The organism is Epilithonimonas sp. 33E, assembly GCF_059372615.1.
In genome coordinates this window covers 487,132-509,850 of the sequence record NZ_CM182009.1, presented here as the reverse complement: position 1 = coordinate 509,850, position 22,719 = coordinate 487,132, and the positions used below count along the sequence as shown (strand labels likewise).

The 22,719-nt window shown below is 35.2% G+C and carries 22 protein-coding genes; 16 read left to right on the top strand and 6 right to left on the bottom strand.

All coding sequences use genetic code 11. From position 1 onward, the window contains the following. Positions 1-32: 32 nt before the first annotated feature. The 9 genes from accC (at position 33) to AC5P2S_RS02415 (ending at position 9,525) form a co-directional block, all read left to right on the top strand. The gene (accC, locus tag AC5P2S_RS02455; RefSeq protein ID WP_283416192.1) at positions 33-1,388 is read left to right on the top strand and encodes an acetyl-CoA carboxylase biotin carboxylase subunit; all 1,356 of its coding nucleotides are present in this window, start codon (positions 33-35) and stop codon (positions 1,386-1,388) included. A 213-nt stretch (positions 1,389-1,601) separates the two neighbouring features. Beyond that, the gene (gene rocD / locus AC5P2S_RS02450; RefSeq protein ID WP_494556093.1) at positions 1,602-2,852 is read left to right on the top strand and encodes an ornithine--oxo-acid transaminase; all 1,251 of its coding nucleotides are present in this window, start codon (positions 1,602-1,604) and stop codon (positions 2,850-2,852) included. A 2-nt stretch (positions 2,853-2,854) separates the two neighbouring features. Further along, complete coding sequence (locus AC5P2S_RS02445; RefSeq protein ID WP_494556092.1) at positions 2,855-3,616, top strand: glycosyltransferase family 2 protein; 762 nt, start codon at positions 2,855-2,857, stop codon at positions 3,614-3,616. A 4-nt stretch (positions 3,617-3,620) separates the two neighbouring features. Beyond that, on the top strand, positions 3,621-4,595 hold the full coding sequence (locus AC5P2S_RS02440) for a WaaS/CpsH family glycosyltransferase (protein WP_494556091.1): 975 nt from the start codon (positions 3,621-3,623) through the stop codon (positions 4,593-4,595). Between the two features lie 3 nt (positions 4,596-4,598). After that, positions 4,599-5,573 carry a WaaS/CpsH family glycosyltransferase gene (locus AC5P2S_RS02435; RefSeq protein WP_494556090.1) on the top strand — a complete coding sequence of 325 codons (975 nt, stop codon included), beginning with the start codon at positions 4,599-4,601 and terminating at the stop codon, positions 5,571-5,573. Further along, positions 5,566-6,609, top strand: a complete 1,044-nt coding sequence (locus AC5P2S_RS02430; protein WP_494556089.1) for a glycosyltransferase family 4 protein — start codon at positions 5,566-5,568, stop codon at positions 6,607-6,609. The genes AC5P2S_RS02435 and AC5P2S_RS02430 overlap by 8 nt, the downstream gene beginning before the upstream one ends. A 9-nt stretch (positions 6,610-6,618) precedes the next feature. Beyond that, complete coding sequence (locus AC5P2S_RS02425; protein WP_494556088.1) at positions 6,619-7,638, top strand: hypothetical protein; 1,020 nt, start codon at positions 6,619-6,621, stop codon at positions 7,636-7,638. Further along, entirely contained in the window at positions 7,635-8,741 is a 1,107-nt protein-coding gene (gene glf, locus AC5P2S_RS02420) for a UDP-galactopyranose mutase (RefSeq protein ID WP_494556087.1), read from the top strand. The genes AC5P2S_RS02425 and glf overlap by 4 nt, the downstream gene beginning before the upstream one ends. Continuing rightward, on the top strand, positions 8,731-9,525 hold the full coding sequence (locus AC5P2S_RS02415) for a DUF4422 domain-containing protein (RefSeq protein WP_494556086.1): 795 nt from the start codon (positions 8,731-8,733) through the stop codon (positions 9,523-9,525). The genes glf and AC5P2S_RS02415 overlap by 11 nt, the downstream gene beginning before the upstream one ends. 24 nt (positions 9,526-9,549) lie before the next feature. Here AC5P2S_RS02415 and AC5P2S_RS02410 read toward each other — a convergent pair whose 3' ends face one another. Then, a complete protein-coding gene (locus AC5P2S_RS02410; RefSeq protein ID WP_494556085.1) occupies positions 9,550-9,894 on the bottom strand; it encodes a phosphomannose isomerase type II C-terminal cupin domain in 345 nt (114 codons plus the stop codon). Between the two features lie 140 nt (positions 9,895-10,034). On the opposite strand from AC5P2S_RS02410, the gene gltX reads away from it, so the two are divergent. Both gltX and AC5P2S_RS02400 read left to right on the top strand, forming a co-directional pair. After that, positions 10,035-11,543: a glutamate--tRNA ligase gene (gltX, locus tag AC5P2S_RS02405; protein ID WP_494556084.1), complete on the top strand. Its 1,509-nt coding sequence runs from the start codon at positions 10,035-10,037 to the stop codon at positions 11,541-11,543. A gap of 66 nt (positions 11,544-11,609) precedes the next feature. Continuing rightward, the gene (locus AC5P2S_RS02400; protein WP_494556083.1) at positions 11,610-12,566 is read left to right on the top strand and encodes an acetyl-CoA carboxylase carboxyltransferase subunit alpha; all 957 of its coding nucleotides are present in this window, start codon (positions 11,610-11,612) and stop codon (positions 12,564-12,566) included. Positions 12,567-12,847: 281 nt separating this feature from the next. Here AC5P2S_RS02400 and rpsB read toward each other — a convergent pair whose 3' ends face one another. From rpsB to rplM, 3 genes are all read right to left on the bottom strand, one after another. Further along, the gene (gene rpsB, locus AC5P2S_RS02395) at positions 12,848-13,609 is read right to left on the bottom strand and encodes a 30S ribosomal protein S2 (RefSeq protein WP_283416182.1); all 762 of its coding nucleotides are present in this window, start codon (positions 13,607-13,609) and stop codon (positions 12,848-12,850) included. A gap of 182 nt (positions 13,610-13,791) precedes the next feature. Further along, entirely contained in the window at positions 13,792-14,178 is a 387-nt protein-coding gene (gene rpsI / locus AC5P2S_RS02390) for a 30S ribosomal protein S9 (RefSeq protein ID WP_283416181.1), read from the bottom strand. Between the two features lie 6 nt (positions 14,179-14,184). Further along, positions 14,185-14,640, bottom strand: a complete 456-nt coding sequence (gene rplM / locus AC5P2S_RS02385) for a 50S ribosomal protein L13 (protein WP_089768885.1) — start codon at positions 14,638-14,640, stop codon at positions 14,185-14,187. 217 nt (positions 14,641-14,857) lie between these two features. On the opposite strand from rplM, the gene AC5P2S_RS02380 reads away from it, so the two are divergent. Further along, positions 14,858-15,955, top strand: coding sequence for a DUF3667 domain-containing protein (locus AC5P2S_RS02380; protein ID WP_494556082.1), 1,098 nt, complete (start codon positions 14,858-14,860; stop codon positions 15,953-15,955). A 54-nt stretch (positions 15,956-16,009) separates the two neighbouring features. Here AC5P2S_RS02380 and AC5P2S_RS02375 read toward each other — a convergent pair whose 3' ends face one another. Further along, positions 16,010-16,342: a hypothetical protein gene (locus AC5P2S_RS02375; RefSeq protein WP_494556081.1), complete on the bottom strand. Its 333-nt coding sequence runs from the start codon at positions 16,340-16,342 to the stop codon at positions 16,010-16,012. Between the two features lie 257 nt (positions 16,343-16,599). Here AC5P2S_RS02375 and pncB point away from each other — a divergent pair, with 257 nt between their 5' ends. From pncB to AC5P2S_RS02355, 4 genes are all read left to right on the top strand, one after another. Further along, a complete protein-coding gene (pncB, locus tag AC5P2S_RS02370) occupies positions 16,600-17,775 on the top strand; it encodes a nicotinate phosphoribosyltransferase (protein WP_283416178.1) in 1,176 nt (391 codons plus the stop codon). 189 nt (positions 17,776-17,964) lie between these two features. Continuing rightward, positions 17,965-18,444 (top strand): BON domain-containing protein, encoded by a 480-nt coding sequence (locus AC5P2S_RS02365; protein WP_283416177.1) that lies wholly within the window; start codon positions 17,965-17,967, stop codon positions 18,442-18,444. Between the two features lie 6 nt (positions 18,445-18,450). After that, positions 18,451-18,867 carry an SH3 domain-containing protein gene (locus AC5P2S_RS02360; protein WP_283416176.1) on the top strand — a complete coding sequence of 139 codons (417 nt, stop codon included), beginning with the start codon at positions 18,451-18,453 and terminating at the stop codon, positions 18,865-18,867. Positions 18,868-18,946: 79 nt separating this feature from the next. After that, entirely contained in the window at positions 18,947-21,601 is a 2,655-nt protein-coding gene (locus AC5P2S_RS02355; protein WP_494556080.1) for an outer membrane beta-barrel protein, read from the top strand. 43 nt (positions 21,602-21,644) lie between these two features. Here AC5P2S_RS02355 and AC5P2S_RS02350 read toward each other — a convergent pair whose 3' ends face one another. Then, a complete protein-coding gene (locus tag AC5P2S_RS02350; RefSeq protein WP_283416174.1) occupies positions 21,645-22,613 on the bottom strand; it encodes a glycosyltransferase family protein in 969 nt (322 codons plus the stop codon). Between the last annotated feature and the right edge of the window lie 106 nt (positions 22,614-22,719).

The following is a 22,719-nucleotide window of genomic DNA, read 5'->3' as shown; positions in this document are numbered from 1 at the left end:
ATTCAAAATTTATAATTTAAAATTTCGAACAGATGTTCAAAAAAATATTAATCGCAAACCGTGGTGAGATCGCAATGCGGATCTTGCGTACGGCAAAAGAAATGGGGATCAAAACGGTTGCTGTTTATTCGACAGCTGATAAAGACAGTCTTCACGTGCGTTTTGCAGACGAAGCTGTTTGTATTGGTCCACCAATGAGTAAGGACTCTTATCTCAAAATCCCTAATATCATTGCTGCTGCAGAGATCACCAATGCAGACGCCATCCATCCAGGTTACGGATTCTTGTCGGAGAATGCGAATTTCTCCAGAATCTGTGCTAAAAACGGCATCAAATTCATTGGAGCAACTCCTGAACAGATAGAGAAAATGGGCGACAAAGCGACGGCCAAGGCAACAATGAAAGCTGCCGGAATCCCTTGTGTTCCAGGTTCTGACGGATTAATCGATTCTTACGAAGATGCTAAGAAAACAGCTAAAGAAATCGGTTATCCCGTCATGATCAAAGCTACTGCTGGTGGTGGTGGAAAAGGTATGAGAGCCGTTTGGAAAGAGGAAGACCTAAAAGACCATTGGGATTCTGCCATTCAGGAAGCAGTTGCTGCTTTTGGAAACGGCGGAATGTATATGGAAAAATTGATTGAAGAGCCTAGACACATTGAGATTCAGATTGCCGGAGACCAATATGGAAAAGCTTGCCATCTTTCTGAAAGAGACTGTTCTGTACAGAGAAGAAACCAAAAACTAATCGAAGAAACACCTTCTCCTTTTATGACAGATGAGCTCCGTGAAAAGATGGGAGCTGCCGCTGTAAAAGCCGCTGAGTTTATTGGTTATGAAGGTGTTGGAACCATCGAATTCCTGGTAGACAAACACAGAAATTTCTATTTCATGGAAATGAATACCAGAATCCAGGTTGAGCATCCGATTACCGAACAAGTTGTTGACTACGATTTGATCCGTGAGCAGATTTTGCTAGCATCAGGAACACCAATCAGCGGAAAAAATTACTATCCGAAGATGCATGCTATAGAATGCAGAATCAATGCAGAAGATCCTTATGCCGATTTTCGTCCATCTCCGGGAAGAATCACCGGACTGAATATTCCTGGCGGGCACGGTGTAAGAGTTGACACACACGTTTATTCGGGATATGCGATTCCACCAAACTACGATTCTATGATTGCCAAGCTTATTGTAACAGCTCAAACCAGAGAAGAAGCAATTGCAAAAATGAAACGTGCTTTGGAAGAGTTTTATATCGAAGGTGTAAAAACTACCATCCCGTTCCACAGACAATTATTGGAAAATGAAGATTTCTTAGCAGGAAATTATACTACGAAGTTTATGGAAGACTTTGTAATGGACAGAAGTTTTGATAATCATTAATCGTTTTCATATTAATAAAATAAAACTACTCTAGAAATGGAGTAGTTTTTTTATTTATGTAATTATAAGTTTTCATTAATTCATATCTGCAAAAATTAATAAAAGTGCAATTGGTTCATATTAAAAATCAACTATTGAAATCAAGAATAAAATACACAATTAGATATGATCTTTTGAAGAATAATATTCTTAGATTTGTAAAAAATAAAATTTATGTCAACAGCAGAAATCACAAAGAATTCTCAATATTTTATCGATCTCGAAAATCAATTTGGCGCTCACAATTACCATCCGCTTCCTGTGGTACTGGACAAAGGTGATGGCGTCTATGTTTGGGATGTCGAAGGTAAAAAGTATTATGATTTTTTGTCTGCTTATTCCGCTGTTAATCAAGGACATTCTCATCCAAAAATTGTGGATGCTTTGGTAGAACAAGCCAAAAAATTAGCTTTGACATCAAGAGCTTTCTATAATTCTAAATTAGGAGAATACGAGAAAAAGATCACTACTTTATTTGGATTTGACAAAGTGCTTCCTATGAATTCCGGAGCCGAAGCTGTAGAAACAGCGGTTAAACTAGCCAGAAAATGGAGCTACGAAATAAAAGGCATTTCTGAAAATGCTGCTAAAATTATTGTTTGTGAAAATAATTTCCATGGAAGAACAACGACAATTGTTTCTTTCTCTAATGATCCTGATGCTAACCAAAATTATGGTCCTTTCACACCCGGATTTATAAAAATACCTTATAATAATCTTGCTGCTTTAGAAGAAATCCTGAAAAATGATTCTGAAAATATTGCGGCATTTTTAGCAGAACCAATACAAGGTGAAGCCGGGGTTTATGTTCCTGATGATGGATTCTTAAAAGGCGCATCGGAATTATGTAAAAAATATAATGTTCTTTTCATTGCGGACGAAGTTCAGACCGGGATTGCAAGAACAGGAAAATTAATCGCTTGTCATCATGAAAATGTTCAGCCAGACATTTTGATTCTTGGAAAAGCACTTTCCGGAGGAATGTATCCTGTTTCCGCAGTCCTTGCAAATGATGATATTATGAATGTTATCAAGCCCGGGCAACATGGTTCTACTTTCGGAGGGAATCCGATTGCCTGTGCCGTTGCTGTTGCAGCTCTTGATGTAGTTGAAGAAGAACATTTATCCGAAAGAGCTGAGGAATTGGGTCAACTTTTCCGTTCTGAGATTGAAAAATTAATTCAGAAAACAGATCTGATCACAAAAGTTCGTGGAAAAGGATTATTGAATGCTATTCTAATCAATGATACGCCTGACAGCAAAACAGCCTGGAATCTTTGTTTAAAGTTAAAAGAAAATGGACTTCTTGCAAAACCTACGCACGGCAACATCATCAGATTGGCACCACCTTTGGTCATTACTGAAGAACAGTTGCTGGATTGTATTAAAATAATCGAGAAGACTATCTTTGAGTTTAAAAAATAACTATGCCGGAAAATAGGGAGAAAGTTAGTGGTTTAATTATAACATATAACGAAGAGAGAAATATTCGGGAAGTATTGGAATGTTTTGATTTTTGTGAGGAAATAGTTGTTGTAGATTCTTTCAGTACCGATAAAACAATAGAGATTGCAAAATCTTTTCCTCAAGTTAATATTTTTCAGAATCAGTTTGAAGATTTTACAAAACAAAGAAATTTTGCATTGACTCATGCTAAAAATGACTGGGTATTGTTTTTGGATGGTGATGAGAGAATAACTCCCCAGCTTAAAAAAGAAATTATAGAAGAGCTGAGTAAGCCTGATAAAAAAGATGCTTACTTCTTTTATAGAAAATTCTTTTTTGCCGGGAAAGCCATCCATTATTCCGGCACACAAACCGATAAAAACTTCAGGCTTTTCAGGAAATCGAAAGCCAGATATATTTCGGAAAAAAAAGTTCATGAAACACTTCAGGTACAAGGAACAATAGGAGAACTAAAAAATAAGCTTCTCCACTATTCTGTTACAGATTATGATTCATATAAAAAAAAAATGATTCATTATGGAGCTTTGAAAGGAAAGGAGTTGGCTGCTAAAGGAAAAAGATACAGCTTTTTAATTCAATATATTAAAACAGGTTTCAAATTTTTTAAAGCTTATATAATGCGACTTGGTATTTTGGATGGAAAAGAAGGCTATCAATTATCATTATTACAGTCTCTAAGCGTTTTTGAAACGTATAAATCATTAAAAAAAGAGCAAAATTAACTGAATGAAGATTTGTGTAATCAGTTTTGATTTTTGGGGATATGATCAGCATATTGTAGATACATTATGTAGTAAAGGTATTGATGCACATCATATTAAGATTGGAAATATCACCCATACAAACTTCCAGGAAAGAGTTGTCAATGCTTTGAGCAAAATTATATTCAACAAAAATTTAAAGACAGAGAAACGTAAGCAATATGTTCTTGACACCCTTAATCAATTGGGTAATCAGGATCAGATTCTGGTTTTAAATCCTGATATATTTGATATTTCTACCCTGAAAGAGATCAAAAAGCACACAAATAAACTTATCACTTACCTTTATGATAGCTTGGATCGGTTTCCAGTAGAAAAAGATAAATTAAAGCTTTTTGATAAAATTTTTTCCTTTGATATTTCAGATGTACAAAAATTTGGGTTCGAAAAACTAACCAATTATATTTATATCCCTTACCTTTCCAATGAACATCAGAACCCAGAAATGGATCTTTTTTATATCACTTCTTATGATGCTAAAAGAGTTTCTATTATAAAGATATTGGTCCAAAAATTAATTGAGCTGAATTTAAAATTTCAGATACTGGTTATTGGAAAAAAGGGTTGGAAACATCAGGTAAAAAATATATTCAGAGGTTCGAAAAATGTATCTCTTATTTTCAGTATTAAAAAAATTAATCACAAAGATGTTGCCCAATATTATAAAAATTCCAAAGCATTATTAGATCTGACACGTGAAAATCAATGTGGATTAAGCTTCAGGGTTTTTGAAGCAATGGCATTGGAGAAAAAAATTATTACTGATAATGAGAATATAAAAAAATATGATTTTTACAATCCTAAGAATATTCTGATTTTAAATGATAATTGCAGTAATCTCAATATTTCTTTTTTTGAATCACCTTATGAAAAAGTTCCGGATGATATTTATAAATATTATACACTTGATTCTTGGGTGGAACGGGTTTTTAAATTATAAGGAATGGATATAAAGAAGAAAATTTTATTTGTCGCTCCGGATTATTATGGATTTCATGATGTTATTTTTGATGCTCTGAAAAAATACAGTGGACATGAAGTCACCATGGTCATTTCCAATCCAATTTATAAGTATAAGAATGCCGGCGAAAAAATTACCAATTTTTTTATGAAGACTTTTCTGAAAAAAAATTTAAAAACAATTAATAATCAGAAAAACTTACTTTCGCTTCTTCAGTCTAGCAGTGACATTGATCTTGCAATAATAAACAGACCTGATATTCTTACCGATGAACAGCTGAAAATAGTAACCGGGAATGCAAAAAGATCTGCAGCAATCTATTGGGACAGTTTCGCCAAAATCCCACAGGAACATACGCTGCATTTCTTTGATAAGGCATTCAGCTTTGACGAGACAGACTGCAAGAGATATCATATGGTAAAGAATAATAATTTCTATTTTGTTACAGAAAAAAAAGATCACGAGAAATGGGACATTTTCTTTATTGGGACCTACGATAAAAGATTTCCCGACCTTGTAAAAATATTGAATTATCTGAAAGAGAACTTCTCACATTTAAAGGTAAAATCTCAGATATATTCTTATCACACACAGGAGATCCCTGATGATTTAAAAGAAAATATTATATTGACAAACACAATTGTTCCGTTCAATGAAGCTTATGTATATAATCAGGATACAAAAGTAATATTAGATCTTGCACATAGGCATCAGAAAGGATTATCTTTCAGACCATTTGAAGCAATGGGATTAAGAAAAAAACTGATCACCAATAATCCGGATATTGTCAATTATGATTTTTACAACCCAAATAATATTTTGGTTATTGACACGGATACTATTAATATTCCAAAAGGATTTTTTGAAACTCCATATGAAGATTTGCCAGAAGATATTTATAAAAAATATAGTATCGAAAGTTGGGTTGATCATATTATAGAAGAGTCTTATGAGTAAAAATTATAAAAAAATTTATATTGTCTGCCCAGATAACAAAAAACCCAGTGGTGGAGTAAAACAACTTTACCGTTTTGCAGATGTACTGAATCAGAACGGATATAATGCTGTAATACTTCATAATAAAAAAAGCTACAAAGTAAAATGGTTCACCAATACAACAAAAGTAGAATTCAGCAATTATTTTTTCAAAATTCTCAATAATACCTTACGAGGCAAAAAACCTAATGCTTTTTCAAAAATTAAACTTCTTGCCTATAAGAAAACTTCACCCCAAATAGAGAAAGATGCTGTAATCATCGTTCCGGAAATTTACACTTTTGCTATCAACAGCATCGAGCCGGAGGTAGACAAAATCATTTTTAACCAGAACTGTTATTATACATTTCGTGGAAATCCTATTAATACAGATAAGGTTATCAATCCTTATGAAAGTAAAAAAACAGTGGCAACAATTGTTGCTTCTGAAGATGCAGAGAATTATATAAATTATACATTTCCCGACATTAGAACATACAGAATGCGGCTGGGAATTAACGCTGAAATTTTTAATTTTTCAAAAAACAAGAAGCCACAGATTGCTTTTATGCCACGCAAGTTGAGGGATGACGTGGAACAGGTAATCAACATTCTTAAAATAAGAAATAATATTAAAGGCTGGTCTTTTGTAGAAATTGACAATATGAGCGAAAGTGAAGTTGCCAGAATTTTAAAAGAAAGTACTGTTTTCCTGAGCTTCAACCACAGAGAAGGTTTTGGTTTACCACCAGTAGAAGCAATGGCCTGCGGCTGTGTTGTCGTTGGTTACGAGGGCGGAGCGGGAAAAGAATATTTCTTAGATGATTTTTCTTTCAGAGTTGAAGAAGGAAACATTATCGATTTTGTAAAAAAAACAGAATATATAATCAATCATTTTTCTGACAGAGAATTATCTGAAATGGGTAAAAAAGCATCTGATTTTGTATTACATAATTACAGCATAGAAAACGAAAAAAATGATATCATTACAATCTGGAAAGATATCATTTCGAACTAAAAAAACTACATGATCTCAATTAATAACAATACTAAAATTTTCATACTCTGTCCTGCCAATCTGTCAACGGGAGGACCGGAAGAACTGCATCAGTTAGGGTCACAGCTTAACGCAATCGGTAAAAAGGCATTCATGTGCTATGATCAGTATGATGCTGAAAAACATACAACTCCCGTTCATGATAATTATGAAAAATACAATGTTCCTTTCTGTTTTGAAGTAGAAAATACCAAAAATCATATTGTTATTTTTCCGGAAACCTATTCCTATAAATTATGGGATAAAGAATTCTCTGAAACACAAAGAGTAATATGGTGGTTGAGTGTCGTTTTTTATTTAAAAACTTTAGAAAACACACGGGAACGTTTTGAAAAAAAGAAATTCTATTCCATAAAAAGGCTTTTTAAGAATTATCCAATTCCCACAATCAAAAGATTACAGGAACCAGGCATATCACATATTGCACATTCTTATTTTTCTTTGGATTTCCTTAAAAAGAATAATATAAAACCACTTGGCCAAATTTCAGGATATATGGACGAGATGTTTCATATAGATGACAACTGGAAGGCAGAAAAAGAAGATATCGTGATTTATAACGCCTTAAAAAACGGAGAATTCTTACAGAAAATTATAGAAAAAGCCCCTCATCTGAAATGGCAGCCTTTACAAAATATGACTTTGCAGGAAATTGCCGGCTGGATGAAAAAGGCAAAAGTATATATTGATTTCGGCTTTCATCCCGGAAGAGAAAAAATGCCAAGAGAAGCTGTTTTGCTAAACTGTTGCCTGATTGCCGGAAAACAGGGTTCTGCAAAATACAAAGAAGATATGCCGATATTGGACGAATATCATTTTGGAGATACAGAAGAGAACATTCCTTTAATTATCTCTAAAATAGAAGACTGTATGTATAATTTTGATGAAAAGATTAAGGATTTTGAAGATTACAAAATATTGATTTCCAATGAAAAAAAGTTATTTGAAGAATCCGTAAATTTTGTTTTTAATACCAATCATAATTTATGATGTATGATTATTTAATTGTAGGATCGGGCTTGTTTGGAAGTGTCTTTGCCTATGAAGCAACCAAAAGAGGAAAAAAATGTTTAGTGATAGACAAAAGGGAGCATTTGGGTGGTAATATTTATTGTGAAAATATTGAAGGAATCAATGTTCATAAATATGGTGCTCATATTTTTCATACCAACGATGAGCGAATCTGGAACTATGTAAATCAGTTTGGAGAGTTCAATCACTATGTTAATTCTCCGGTTGCCGTAGCAAAAGGTAAACTGTATAACTTACCTTTTAATATGAATACGTTTTACCAGCTTTGGGGAACAAAAACCCCTGAAGAAGCTAAAAAGGAAATTGATAAACAGATCAAAGAATTTGGTACAGAAACACCTTCCAATCTTGAAGAGCAGGCAATTTCATTAGTAGGTAAAGATATTTACGAAATACTGATCAAAGAATACACAGAAAAACAATGGGGCAAAAAAGCTACAGAACTTCCAAACTTTATTATTAAAAGGCTGCCTGTCCGTTTTACTTTTGATAATAATTATTTTAATGATCGCTATCAGGGAATTCCGGTTGGCGGGTATAATACAATAATCGAAAAATTACTCGAAGGAATAGAATGCCGTAAAAACACTGACTATTTCAACGATAGGGAAAACTTTGACAAGCTTGCAGAAAAAATAGTTTTTACAGGAAGAATAGATGAGTTTTTTGATTATGAATATGGTATGCTTGAATACAGGTCATTAAGATTTGAAACAGAAGTTCTCGATAAAGAAAACCATCAGGGAAATGCTGTCGTCAATTATAATGATAAAGAATATCCTTATACCAGAATTATTGAGCACAAGCATTTCGAATTCGGAAAACAGAAAAAAACTGTTATAACCAAAGAATTTCCGCAAACCTGGACTAAAAACAATGAAGCATTCTATCCTGTTAACGACAAAGAAAATCAGGACAAATATAATCTATACAAACAAAGAGCAGAAAAAACAGGTCATGTAATATTTGGTGGCAGACTTGCAGAATACCGATATTACGACATGCATCAGATCATTGCATCCTCTTTGAAGTCTATAAAAACCGAATTCAATGAATCATAACGTAAAAATTATAGTCGCAACCCACAAGGACCGTGCTATGGTTGAAAACAACATTTTCCACCCCATTCAGGTAGGTGCTTCTATCAATCCATACATTATAAAAGACTCTTACTTTAGAGATAATGATGGAGATAATATTTCAGAAAAAAATAGCTCTTTTAACGAACTAAGCGCTTTATATTGGGCTTGGAAAAATTTAGATTTCGACATTATCGGTCTTGCTCATTATAGGAGATATTTAGATATAAACTATAAAAAGTCCTTTTTAAAAAAGGATAAATCCCATGTTGTCAGAAACATTCAGGAAAATGACCAACGGCTGATTAATCTTAGGAATGAAGCGTCATCAAAAAGAAAGATCATACAATTACTAAAGACATATGATATTCTTCTACCACAAAAAACTTTTTGCACGTTTGATAATGGTGATTTTGAGTCATTAACAGACCAATACAAGCGTTTCCATATAGAATCGGATTGGCAAGCCTGTGTGGAGGTCATTATTGAAAAATATCCTGAGTATAAATCAAGTATAGAAAAAAATTTTGATAATGGAAATATTTTCTATCTGTGCAATATGTTTATCTCGGGAAAGAATTGGTTTAATCAATATTGCACTTGGCTTTTTGATATTTTATTTGAAGTAGAAAAAAGAATAACGGTATCCGAGGATGCCTATCAAAGAAGAGTTTTCGGTTTTTTATCGGAAAGGTTATTCACGCTTTATATTCTTCACAATAAATTCAAGATAAAGGAATTACCTATCCTTCTCATTGAAAACTAAAAAAAGAACTTATTAGTTCTTTTTTTAGTTTCTATCATATTCATCCTCCAACCTTACGATATCTTCTTCTCCAAAGTAAGTCCCGGTCTGGACTTCTATAAAAACAACAGGTTTATCCGTAAGATTCATAATTCTGTGTTTCGCACCCAATGGGATAAAAACGCTTTCCCCATAACCCAAAGAGATTTCTTTGTCATCTAAAACAATTGTTGCGTTGCCCTCAACGATTGTCCATTGCTCCTGTCTTTTATGATGATACTGATAAGATAATTTTTGGCCGGGATTGACTTCTATTCGTTTCAATTTATAGTTAGGTTCATCCGCCAAAACATAATATTTACCCCAAGGTCTTTCGCCAATTTCTAACATAGCTATTATTTTAATCTTCAAAAATACTATTTCAGATAAGATTAACCAAATTCAAAAAAGTAAAAACCATTAAAATTTCTTAATTTTGCGCCACAATTTTCAGTAAACAATGATTCCTGAAAAAAAATAAACGTCTATTTATGAAAAAAGTAAGAGTGCGATTTGCACCAAGTCCGACAGGAGCTTTACACTTAGGAGGAGTCAGAACGGCTTTATATGATTATCTGTTCGCAAAAAATAAAGGTGGCGAATTCGTTCTTAGAATCGAAGATACCGATACGGCAAGATATGTAGAAGGCGCGGAAGATTATATTATGAATTCCCTGGAATGGTGTGGAATCGTTCCCGATGAAAGTCCAAAAGTAGGCGGTCCATATGCACCTTATCGCCAGTCTGAAAGAAGGGACATTTATGACAGATATAAAGAGCAGATTCTGGCAACAGATTATGCTTATATCGCTTTTGACACGCCTGAAGAATTGGATGCTATCAGAAAAGAATTCGAAGCAAGAGGTGACGTTTTCTCTTACAATTATCAGACAAGACAGCAGTTGAGAAACAGCATTTCGCTTTCTTCTGAAGAAGTTCAGAAATTGTTGGAGGATAATGTTCCTTATGTTGTGCGTTTCAAAATGCCGATTGACAGAGTTCTTAATCTTCAGGATATTATCAGAGGAAATTTCTCAGTTAATACTAATACTTTAGATGATAAAGTTCTAATTAAAAACGATGGAATGCCAACCTATCATTTTGCAAATGTTGTAGATGATTTCGAAATGAAAATCTCCCACGTCATTCGTGGTGAGGAGTGGCTGCCGTCAATGCCATTGCACGTTTTATTATACGAAGCAATGGGTTGGGATGCTCCCGAGTTTGCTCATCTTTCTTTGATATTAAAACCGGAAGGCAAAGGAAAACTAAGTAAAAGAGACGGTGCAAAATTCGGATTTCCGGTTTTTCCTATGGATTTTAAAGATCCGGAAAGTGATGAAGTATGGAAAGGTTATAAAGAGTCAGGCTATTTTCCAGAGGCTTTCATTAATATGACAGCACTTTTAGGTTGGACACCTTCGAATGATAAAGAAATTGTTTCTTTGGACGAAATGATTGCCGAATTTGATCTTCATAAAGTTCATAAAGCCGGCGCAAGATTTGATCCGCAGAAAGCTAAGTGGTTCAATCAGGAATATCTTAAACTGAAATCTGATGAAGAGGTTTTAGTTTTATTAAAAGAAGTTGACGAAGTAAAATCATTGAACATTTCTGATGAAAAATTATTGAAAATTGTTTCATTGATGAAAGACAGAGCAACTTTTGTAGTGGATATCTATAACGATGGAAAATTCTTCTTCGCAGCACCAAATTCCTATGACGAAAAGGCCTTGAAAAAAGCCTGGAATGATACAACCTCAGCAGTTTTAAAAGATCTTTCTACAAAACTAGAAATAACAGAATTTCACCCAGAAGTTCTAAAAGAAACGATACATCATTTTGCGGAGGAACATTCTTTGGGAATGGGAAAAGTCATGATGCCGCTTCGTTTGGCTCTTGTTGGAGAGCTGAAAGGTCCTGATGTTCCGGATATTATGAATATCATTGGCAAAGAGGAAACGCTGGCAAGAATCGAAAAAACAATTAATTCAAATTAATTATATAATTCAAAACCATTTGTAAAAAAAAGATTATTTTTGAATTTGGTTTAATCCAAACAGAATATGGAATATTTAGAATTTGAGCAACCTGTAAAAGAACTGATCGAGCAATACGAAAAATGTGTACAACTAGGTACTGAGAGTGGCATTGATGTAGATGAATCCTGCAAAAAGATCAAGGATAAAATAGAAGATACCAAGAAAAAAATATACGGAAACCTTACACCTTGGCAAAGGGTTCAGCTTTCCAGACACCCGGACAGACCATATACGTTGGATTATATCAATGGTCTGGCAGATGAAGGAAGCTTTGTAGAATTGCACGGTGACAGAAACTTCGGTGATGATCCTGCTATGGTTGGCGGCATTGCCAGCATCAGCGGTAATACAGTGATGCTGATCGGAACTCAGAAAGGTAGAACAACCAAAGAACGTCAGCACAGACGTTTTGGGATGTCTAACCCGGAAGGTTATAGAAAAGCTCTTAGATTGATGAAATTGGCGGAAAAATTCAATATTCCTGTAGTAACTTTTGTGGATACACCTGGAGCTTATCCTGGTCTGGAAGCGGAAGAGCGTGGACAGGGTGAAGCAATCGCCAGAAACATCTATGAGATGTGCCAACTGAAAACACCGATCATTACCGTAATTATTGGTGAAGGTGCAAGTGGTGGTGCATTAGGAATCGGTGTTGGAAACAAGGTTTATATGCTTGAAAACACATGGTATTCGGTAATATCTCCGGAGAATTGTTCCGCAATCCTATGGAGAAGCTGGGAATACAAAGAAACAGCCGCAAACACAATGAAGCTTACTGGTGAAGACATGCTGAAACAAAAGCTGATTGACGATATCATTCCTGAACCATTGGGCGGTGCACATTATAATCCTGAAGCAACTTTTGACAACGTGAAGAAAGTCCTTCTGAAAGACATCAAAACATTGTCCAAAATGCCGGTTGAGAAACTGGTTGCAGAGCGACAGGATAAGTTTATTGCGATGGGAGAATTCAAAGGGTAAGATTAATTATTCTTTTGATAATTATAAAATAAGCCCTTTCAGAGTTAAAAACTCTGAAAGGGTTTTTTCGTTGTTTTGTTTGTATAAATGTTATTATATCTTCAACATCGATCGCAGTCCGACTTGAGCGGAAATCCCTTTTACGCAACAAGATGGAGTAAAAAGATTGACTTCATCGAACCACTTCACTAGGTTTGGGAGCGGAAGGCGGAAAAACTGCCATTAAAAAAAGCGATTCAATAACTTGAACCGCTTTTTATATTTAAGAAAAAATCCTCTGATTATTCCGCATCGAAGTCAGCGTCTGCATCAGCAGAAACTTTTTCTCCTTCTTCTTTAGACTTTTCTTTTTCTGCTTTTCTTTGAGACTGACCTTCTTTTACAGCGTCTGCTACAACAGAAAGGATCATATCGATAGATTTTGAAGCATCATCATTTCCTGGGATTACGAAATCCACTTTTCTTGGATCTGAGTTAGTATCTACAATACCGAAAACTGGGATACCCAATTTCTTAGCTTCTGTAACCGCGATGTGTTCTCTCATAATATCAACTACGAAAATAGCTGAAGGCAATCTCACCATATCTGCAATAGATCCTAAGTTTTTCTCAAGATTAGCTCTTTGACGATCTACTTGTAATCTTTCTTTTTTAGATAAAGTTTCGAATGTTCCGTCTTTCTTCATTTTATCGATAGCGTTCATTTTTTTAACCGCCTTTCTGATAGTTACGAAGTTCGTCAGCATTCCTCCTGGCCATCTTTCAGTGATGTAAGGCATGTTAAGTTCTGCAGCATGTTTTGCAACCACTTCTTTCGCTTGCTTCTTAGTCGCTACGAAAAGAACTTTTTTACCTGAAGAAGTAATTTTTTCTAAAGCGCTACAAGCTTCGTCCAATTTTACTGCTGTTTTATGTAAATCTACGATGTGAATACCGTTTTTCTCCATGAAAATGTATGGAGCCATATTTGGATTCCACTTTCTGGTCATGTGACCGAAGTGTACACCAGCCTCTAAAAGGTCTTTTACATTTGCTTTTGCCATGTTTTCTTGTTTTTTGTTAGTTTACTTTCCGCTTTTCGGCAATCAATTTTACTTTAGATGGGAGTAAAATTTGGATGCTAAACGTAACGGGCAATTTTTTGTTAGATTAATAGATTTTAAGTAATAGATAACGAACCAAAAATAGTTCTGAAATCTGAAACCCAGAATCCGAAGTCTGATAATTAACGTTTTGAGAATTGGAATCTCTTTCTCGCTTTTTTCTGACCTGGTTTCTTTCTCTCTACCATTCTTGCATCTCTGGTCAACAATCCTTGTGGTTTAAGAACCAATCTGAATTCTTCGTTGATCTCGCACAATGCTCTTGAAACACCTAGTCTGATAGCTTCTGCCTGACCAGTGATTCCTCCACCAAAAACATTAACAGTCAAGTCATACTGACCTAAAGTTTCTGTCAATAAAAATGGCTGATTAACTTTGTAAACTAAAACATCTGTACAAAAATATGTTTTAGCATCTTTTCCGTTTATAGTAATGTTACCAGTTCCTGGCTTCACATAAACTCTTGCAACAGAAGTTTTTCTTCTTCCGATTTTGTGTACTATAGACATACTCAATTATTTGAATTCGTTAACATTGATTACTTTTGGCTGTTGAGCTTCGTGTTTGTGCTCAGTTCCTTCATATAGATAAAGGTTTTTGAATAAAGCCGAACCTAATCTGTTTTTTGGCAACATGCCTTTTACAGATTTTTCCAATACTTTAAGAGCATCTTTTTTTCTAAGCTCTTCAGCAGTCATAGACTTCTGACCACCTGGATATCCAGTGTGCCAAATGTAAGTTTTGTCTGCCCACTTGTTTCCGGAAAGTGTAACTTTCCCAGCGTTCAAAACGATTACGTTATCTCCACAATCTACGTGCGGTGTGTAATTCGTTTTGTGCTTACCTCTCAAAATCTTTGCAACAGTAGAAGCTAGTCTTCCCAACGGTTGCTCAGCAGCGTCTACCACAACCCATTCTTTATTAGCGGTAGCTTTGTTTGCCGATACTGTTTTGTAACTTAATGTATTCACAATTTATCGTTTACGATTAAACATAATTTTCCCCTAAAGGGTGTGCAAAGGTAAGAATTTTTTTCCGGATGAAAAATTTTCCTCAGAAAAATATTTTAATTTTCTAAAAACTAATACGTTAACGAATCATTAATTACCTGAAAACTTTCTGAAATTTGTCAAAATAAGCTTTATTTATAATTTGGGATTTTTATATTTTTGAGGAAAATTCTATAAAATGAGCCACGGAAAACTGAGAGAAGAAAAAGATTGCCTTAATTGCGGACACCATGTTGAGGAACATTATTGTCCGCATTGTGGACAACAGAACATCGAGACCAGGCAGCCTTTCCATTACCTTTTCACTCATTTCGTAGAAGACTTCACCCATTATGACGGTCAGTTCTGGGGAACTCTTAAAAATCTTCTTGTCAAACCCGGCAAATTAACCAATACTTATCTGGAAGGTAAAAGACAAAAATTTGTTCCGCCGGTTAAGCTTTATATTTTCATCAGTTTCATCACATTTTTCCTGTTTGCCGTATTTCCGCCATTCAAGATTAATTTTGAAGGTAAAAAAGAACATGGAAAAGAAAAGACAATCTCTTTGAACAGACTGGCTGAAACTTCCAAAAAGCTCGATAGCATCAGAACGGAAGAAAAAATAAAAGGAACAGATTCTGTAACTATTAGTAAAGTAAACACTTTGCTGAAAGATTCCGCAAGATTAAGTGATATCGAAGACAGCTTTGACATGAGCAAGAAGCTGGATGATAATTTTGAATATAATGGTTATACAAATCAAAAATCATTTGATTCTGCAAAAGCAAAAAATCCTTCGTTCTTCGATTTCATCAATGTGCCTGTTGCCCATAAGTTTTTCGAACTGAAGGAAAAAGGTATTACAAAAGGAGAAATTGTAAAAAAATTGGGTGAGACCTCTTTTCATAATCTGCCAAAAGCTTTGTTCATTTATCTTCCGATTTTTGCATTCTTCCTGTGGATTTTCCATAACAAGAAAAAATGGTGGTATTTTGACCACGGGATTTTCACGTTACATTATTTCAGTTTTTTATTATTGACCATTTTGTTATTTTCCTTTTTATATAAATTGGCAGACGTAACGCATTCTTCAATCAGTGTCATCATTTATTTATTGATGAATGTGATATTCTTCTACAGCATCGTATATTTTTTCATAGCCCATTATAAGGTTTACCATACACACGGTGTTATCAGTTTTATCATCGGCTGCATTTTGTTTATGTTCAATTTCTTTGCATTTATGCTTTTGGTAATAGGCTTAGGCGTCATCAGCTTTCTGATGATTCATTAAAAACAAAAAGCCGGACTTTTCGAAGTCCGGCTTTTAAATCATATAACCTAAAAATTAATACCTCAACGATTTGCTTTCCCGGAAGCTGGCAATCATATAATACGCTACGAAAACCGTAGAGAACTTGATAATCGAAGGAACTGCAGTTTCAAAATTGAAACATAACAATCCGACAGCAACCAAAAAAACAATTCCAATAAAGGAAATTCCCATTTTCTTTGGAAGTGACCATTCCGGGTGGTCCACAAAATAAGCCAATCCCCAGCCAATTCCAAAAGCCGAAGCGACGTAAAGTTCAACCCAAAATTCAGCAGGTTCCCCTGTTAAACGTCTTAAGAAAAAACTAATCAGAGTTCCAACTACGAAATACATCAGCGCTTTTATCATTTCAAAGAATTTTGACAAAAGTAAGAAATGTAATTTTTATAATATATTTGATGCAACACTTAAAGACTCGAAGAAATATTTTCCTCTAACTATTTTATTTTAAGGCAAAAAATCAAAGATCTTTAAATTAACGAAGTTAAACCTTTGTGCCTTTAAAACATTAAGCAAGTAAAAATCCTTCATGCCTTTGTGTTATTTTTTTCCTCATTAAAATCTGCCTCAACAAAATTCCTTAGATTTGTTTAAATGATATTTTTATGCGCGAGGTAAGACTCAATTCGATTCTGGACAATGACTTCTACAAAATCACAATGCAAAACGCAGTAGTAAAGCTTTTTACCAACGAGATTGTAAAATATGAATTCATTAACAGAGGAAAACACAGCTTCCCAGAAGGTTTTGCGGAGGAACTGAGAAAATCCGTCAATGCAATGGCTGAATTGAAGCTGACCAAAGACGAAAAAAAATATCTGAAAGTCACTTGTCCTTATCTTGCTCTACCCTACCTCGATTTTTTGGAAGGTTTTCATTACGACCCTTCGGAAGTGAAGATCGAACAAAACGGAAATGAGCTAAAAGTTTCGGTTGAAGGCCTCTGGTATAGAACAATTCTCTGGGAAGTTCCGCTCCTGTCGCTTATCAGTGAACTTCATTACGAAATGAATCACATGGAGCGACAGACCAATGAAGAAGTTATTGGCAAGACGCTGGAAAAAGCCGCACATCTTACAGAACTCGGCGTTCCGTTTGCGGAATTCGGAACAAGAAGAAGGCATTCTTATAAGGTTCACAGATTGGTGATGGACGCCTTGATTCAGGATAAAAAATCAACTTTTACGGGTACTTCCAATGTCCATTTGGCGATGCTTTACAAGGTAAAACCAATCGGAACACACGCACACGAGTGGTTTATGTTTCACGCAGCTGAATTTGGGTTCAAGATGGCTAATTCCATTGCGTTAGAAAACTGGGTTAATGTTTACCGTGGAGATTTAGGCGTTGCACTGTCTGACACTTATACAACTGATGTTTTCTTCCAACAGTTTGATAAGAAATTTGCGAAGCTGTTTGACGGTGTTCGTCACGATAGTGGTGATCCTTTTGAATTTGCTGATAAAACCATTGCACATTATCTGAAGAACGGCATCAACCCATTATTCAAATACATTATTTTTTCTGACGGTCTTAATCTCGAAAAAGTAGAGGAAATCACCAATTACTGCAGAGGAAAAATCGGGATTTCTTTTGGGATCGGAACTAATCTTACCAATGATGTCGGACTCAAACCAATGAATATCGTCATGAAGCTCATCAGCGTAAAAGGCATCAATAACGAGTGGATCCCAACAGTAAAACTCTCTGATGAAAAAGGAAAATATACCGGAGACCCAAAAATGATTGAGTTAGCGAAGGAATTTCTAAGAATCAGCTAAATTGAATTTTATCTTTTTAACCGACTTATAAAATTCTGTTAAATATTTTTAATAGCCATTGTCGCATCAAAAAAGTTTTTAATTTTACTAAAGACGAAAGTTGAAATTAAAATGCGATTGGTGCCCGCTTTGTTTGGCATCAATTTTAATAGTTATAAAACACAACCTAAATAAATTAATTTTTATCCTATGAAAAAAACATTTAAAATTGCGGCTCTTGCATTGATGGTATCAATGACAGCCGTTTCCTGCAAAAAGAAAGTTTCTGATGCGGAACTGACTTCCCAGGCAACCACAGCAATCACGGCTTATCCAGGAACATCTGTTGAAGTGAAAGAGGGACAAGCTCACCTAAGCGGAGTTTTTGCAACCGAAGCTGATAAACAAGCTGCTATCGACGCTCTTAAAAAAGTTCAGGGTATCAAAGATGTTCACGATATGGCAACCGTAGCCCCAGCAGCCGCGCCTGTGGAAGTGAATACTGTTGACGCCGCTGTTTTACAGAAAGTGAATGATGCGCTTAAAGATATCCCGGGCGTAAAAGCGGAAGATGTTGCAGGGACATTAACATTGACAGGAACTACAACTGCTGCTAATGCAAGAAAAGTAAAAGAATCTGTAGATGCGCTTAAAATTGGTAAATACGATAACAAAATCACTGTAAAATAATCACAAATGAGTTTACAAGACAAATATGCAAGTGTAGTTTCTGCTGCTCAGTCGGCAGGACTTTCCGACCTTTCTGTTCAGGAACAGGACGGTGTTTTATATATCACAGGAAAAGCGTCTAGCAGCGCAGCAAAAGATTCAGTTTGGAATGCTTTGGGCGCTATTGATTCTTCTTATACAGCAACCGATATTAATATCGATGTTCAGGTTTCCGGATTGGCAGCTGGCGCTTCTTTGACTGTTGCAACTGATGAGTCTAATCTTAATATCAGACAGGAACCTTCTACGGAAGCTGCAGTTGTAGGAAAAGCAGCTAAAGGTGAAGTGGTAACTTTGGTTGAGCAATCTTCTGACGACTGGTGGAAAATCAAAACGGCTGACGGCGAAGAAGGTTATGCTTATGCAAGATATTTGAAAGCTTAATTTCAAACTTAATAAAAATTAAAACCTCTGATGTTTCAGGGGTTTTTTCTATTTTTGGTGCCGAAAACTATAACATTTGATGAAAAAATTCTGGCTTATTTTCATTCTCGCTTTTCTAAAACTGAATGCTCAGACTTACAGCCTAACCGGAAAAGTGACGGACGAAAATAATAATCCGTTGGAAAACATCACTGTTTCTTTGATGAAACAAAAAGATTCGGCGATTATCAATTACATTGGAACAAGTAAAAGCGGAAACTTCAGCATCAAAGTTCCTCTACAAAACGAAGCCTCATTTCTACAGATTTCCGAAGACAAATTCAAAGCGTTCTCTCGAAAAATTGAATCTATTCATCAAAATGAAAATATCGGAACAATCAAACTCAGCAAAGAACTTGTAACGAATATAGAAGAAGTCAAAGTCACGGTTTCACCTATTAAAATTAAAAAAGATACAGTTGAGTACAACGCTTCTTCTCTGAAAGTAAAACCTGATTCCAAAATTGACGACTTGGTGAAAGAAATTCCTGGAGTCGAAATCGATGCGGATGGAAAAATTACGGTTAACGGAAAATCTGTGAGCAAAATCCATATCAACGGGAAACCATTGTTTGATAAAAATGGAAAAATAGAGTTGGAAACGATTCCTGCCAACATCATCAAAAAAATTCAGGTTACCACTTCCAAAACCAAGGAAGAAGAACTCACAGGAAGAGCACCAATCACAGACAGCCTCACAGTGAATTTTGAAATGGATCCTAAAAATAAAGTTGGGGTTACAAGCAACATCAGATTGGGCTACGGTTCGGATGAGCGTTATGACGGTGCTATTTTCTTTACAAAAATAAAACAGGATTCCCGCCTTTCATTAGCGGCGGGTTCCAATAATATCAATGCAGGATTATCCGGAAAAACGGGTTCCGGAGCAGGAATTTTCAGTACAACAATTGTGAATGCAACCTACTCTAACACGTTTGATAACTTCGATTTGGAGAGGTTGAATGCCAATTATTATGAAAGAAATTCCGAAACTTTCTCCAAATCTGCCCGAACCACCTTTCTGCCCGACTACAAATTAGACAGAAACACAGAACGTACTGGCGACAGGGATTTGCGAAGATTGGGATTCAGCGCCAATTCGATTTTGAAATTGGATAAGTTCACAAATATTATTTTCAATTCCAATTTTAATAACAATACCACCGAAAGCACTTCTGATAATCAGTCTTTGACCTTGCGGGATGATGTCCTGCTCAATTCAAGCTCGGGTTCTGTGAAACAAAAATCTGTCAATAATGGTTTTTCACAATCGTTAGGGATTACAAGAAGATTCCTGAAAGAAAGACGAACTTTTTCAGCGACGGTTAGCAGCAATGTGATGGATAACAACGGCACCGATTATAATCTGACAACGACCATTTTTCATCAGTCTCCCGAAGAAAATGATTATCGAAATCAGCGCTCAATAACCAAAAGTCAAAACACAGATTTTGCCTTCAATGTAAGATACGATGAACCAATTTCCGACTCGGCTATCGTTTCCACAGAAATTACTTACAAATCTCTGTCATTCAAAAATGATAGAAAAGTTCACGATTTTGATACAGTGACGGGAGAATTTTCTACATTCAATTCTTTGTTGTCTAATACAATTAATCAGAACATCAATTCACTTTATGCTGTGATGGGTTATGATTTGAACAAAACCAAATTCCGGTTTTTCTTCAATGCTAATCTGGAAATCAACAACAACGATTTTCATTCTTTCTTTAATAATGACAATATCGATTTCAGAAAAAACTTTATTTTCCCGAATTATAACACAAGATTCGTTTACAAATTTTCCAGTAGCAAATCCTTGGAACTATCCAACCAAAGCGATTTCACAGCTCCTCAGATGACGGCGGTCAATCCTTATATAGACCTTTCCAATCCGTTGCTTACCACACAGGGGAATCCTGATTTGAAAAGCACCTGGAAAAATACGAGCTCCATTTATTTTGTGAATAAGAATCTTCCGAAACATATTACTTACTCAACTTCACTGAAATTCAGTTATACGGATAATAACGTTTCCGATTTTTCTTACTATGACGATGCGGGAAGGCAGTTCAGAACTTTTGCCAACATTAGTGGAAACAAAACCCTAAGTTGGGATAGCCGTTTTTCAAAAACCTACAAATGGGATAAAAATGAATTCCGGATTTCGCCATCATTTCTGACAAGTTTCACCCACAGAAAAGGTTTTGTGGATGATGTCCAATACACCAACACGATTTACAATATTGCGCCGAAGATGACTGTGAGGCTTAACTTGAGAGATATTTTGGACCTGACTGGCTCTGCCAATCTCAATTATAATTTCTCCAATTACACCAATTATAGGATTGATAGAACGCGTACAGCTCAACAGAATTACACTATCGGAATGGTGAATTACTTTTTGAAATCCAATCTTTATTTCACAAACGACATCAATGTGACCAAGAATAATAACATTTCGGCAGGTTTCAACAGGACTTCCTATTTCTGGAATTCCAGCGTGAATTATAAATTCTACAAAAAACAAATGACACTGCGATTCAACATGAATGATGTTCTGAATCAACGTCAAAATGCTATCAGAAATATCGGCGACAATTACATCGAAGACAGAGAAGAACTTGTCCTGAAACGTTATTTTATGCTATCACTGATGATGAATCTAAATAAGTTCGGAGGCAAGAAAAACTGATTTTATTTTTGTAAATAAAACCTATTGTGACTATGTGGCTTAATCAATACAAAACCTCTTTCGTCAAAATACTTTCGATATTATCAGGATAATCCACTTCTATCATCTGGTCAGAATTAATCCATTCACGAATTTTAATTGGATCCAATTTATCCGAATTCGCAACACCCAATCTGTCCAGCGCAAAAGCATTACACTCTTGTTCATATTGATTTTCTATTGGGATAACGAATAGTTTTTTGTGCATAAACAATGCTTCAGCAGGCGTTTCGAAGCCGGCATTACAAAGAATTCCTTCACAAGATTCGAACAGTTCCAGGTATTTTCTCTCATCAATCGGGAAGATTTCTACGTTGCTGAATTTCTGATGTTGCTTGGCATATTTAGAAAAAACTTTCCATTGAACATCGATTCTTGTCAGAAAATTTGTGATGACTTCATCAGAAAAACTTGGTAGATAAACCAAATAATGGCCTTTGTTTTCAGGATTCAGCTTTCTGATTTTTTGTCGGATAACCGGCTTTTTGATATGGGAGTTATAATTTTCAAAATGGAATCCGATTTTCTTCTCACAAGGCACATAATGTTTCAGGATAAAATCTCCAAACCAATCTTTTTTATCCGGTTTCGGTGTTTCCTTAAAAGTTAAAGATGCCTGATGACTTAATTCTACAATCGGTAGGTTTTTTAGTTTCGCAGCCCAACCAGTCAACGGTTCAAAATCGTTGATGATTAAATCATACGCACTTAAATCCAAATCTTTGATGACTTTTGCCGCTTTGCAGAAATTATTCTCAAGAAAGGTTTTTTTGTAAGACAATCCACCTGTTTTATTATAAAGCAAAGAAATCCCTTTGAATCGAAAATCGATATCAAAATCAGACTTCAACTGGGTCTGATGTCCGCTGATTAAAGTGTCTACCAATGCGTGTTTCTTCAAAATCGGGATGATTTCCTGAGCTCTTGCAAGATGTCCGTTTCCTGTGCCTTGGAAGGCATATAATATTTTCATATGGATTAAAAATTAAATATTTGTGTTTTTTATTTTAATCGCAAAGGCGCAATTATTTTTTAAATTTTTACTATAATTCGCAAAGTATGACTGAAAAATTTGCGAT

Excerpts from the sequence above, each read along its gene's own strand:
- AC5P2S_RS02445 (WP_494556092.1), top strand. The coding sequence starts at position 2,855 with ATGCCGGAAAATAGGGAGAAAGTTAGTGGTTTAATTATAACATATAAC.
- rpsI (WP_283416181.1), bottom strand. The coding sequence starts at position 14,178 with ATGTCTATAGTACACAAAATCGGAAGAAGAAAAACTTCTGTTGCAAGA.
- gltX (WP_494556084.1), top strand. The coding sequence starts at position 10,035 with ATGAAAAAAGTAAGAGTGCGATTTGCACCAAGTCCGACAGGAGCTTTA.
- accC (WP_283416192.1), top strand. The coding sequence starts at position 33 with ATGTTCAAAAAAATATTAATCGCAAACCGTGGTGAGATCGCAATGCGG.
- AC5P2S_RS02365 (WP_283416177.1), top strand. The coding sequence starts at position 17,965 with ATGAAAAAAACATTTAAAATTGCGGCTCTTGCATTGATGGTATCAATG.
- AC5P2S_RS02380 (WP_494556082.1), top strand. The coding sequence starts at position 14,858 with ATGAGCCACGGAAAACTGAGAGAAGAAAAAGATTGCCTTAATTGCGGA.
- AC5P2S_RS02350 (WP_283416174.1), bottom strand. The coding sequence starts at position 22,613 with ATGAAAATATTATATGCCTTCCAAGGCACAGGAAACGGACATCTTGCA.
- AC5P2S_RS02375 (WP_494556081.1), bottom strand. The coding sequence starts at position 16,342 with ATGATAAAAGCGCTGATGTATTTCGTAGTTGGAACTCTGATTAGTTTT.
- AC5P2S_RS02355 (WP_494556080.1), top strand. The coding sequence starts at position 18,947 with ATGAAAAAATTCTGGCTTATTTTCATTCTCGCTTTTCTAAAACTGAAT.
- AC5P2S_RS02415 (WP_494556086.1), top strand. The coding sequence starts at position 8,731 with ATGAATCATAACGTAAAAATTATAGTCGCAACCCACAAGGACCGTGCT.
- rpsB (WP_283416182.1), bottom strand. The coding sequence starts at position 13,609 with ATGGCAAAAGCAAATGTAAAAGACCTTTTAGAGGCTGGTGTACACTTC.
- glf (WP_494556087.1), top strand. The coding sequence starts at position 7,635 with ATGATGTATGATTATTTAATTGTAGGATCGGGCTTGTTTGGAAGTGTC.
- AC5P2S_RS02435 (WP_494556090.1), top strand. The coding sequence starts at position 4,599 with ATGGATATAAAGAAGAAAATTTTATTTGTCGCTCCGGATTATTATGGA.
- AC5P2S_RS02430 (WP_494556089.1), top strand. The coding sequence starts at position 5,566 with ATGAGTAAAAATTATAAAAAAATTTATATTGTCTGCCCAGATAACAAA.
- rocD (WP_494556093.1), top strand. The coding sequence starts at position 1,602 with ATGTCAACAGCAGAAATCACAAAGAATTCTCAATATTTTATCGATCTC.
- AC5P2S_RS02440 (WP_494556091.1), top strand. The coding sequence starts at position 3,621 with ATGAAGATTTGTGTAATCAGTTTTGATTTTTGGGGATATGATCAGCAT.
- AC5P2S_RS02410 (WP_494556085.1), bottom strand. The coding sequence starts at position 9,894 with ATGTTAGAAATTGGCGAAAGACCTTGGGGTAAATATTATGTTTTGGCG.
- pncB (WP_283416178.1), top strand. The coding sequence starts at position 16,600 with ATGCGCGAGGTAAGACTCAATTCGATTCTGGACAATGACTTCTACAAA.
- AC5P2S_RS02425 (WP_494556088.1), top strand. The coding sequence starts at position 6,619 with ATGATCTCAATTAATAACAATACTAAAATTTTCATACTCTGTCCTGCC.
- AC5P2S_RS02360 (WP_283416176.1), top strand. The coding sequence starts at position 18,451 with ATGAGTTTACAAGACAAATATGCAAGTGTAGTTTCTGCTGCTCAGTCG.
- AC5P2S_RS02400 (WP_494556083.1), top strand. The coding sequence starts at position 11,610 with ATGGAATATTTAGAATTTGAGCAACCTGTAAAAGAACTGATCGAGCAA.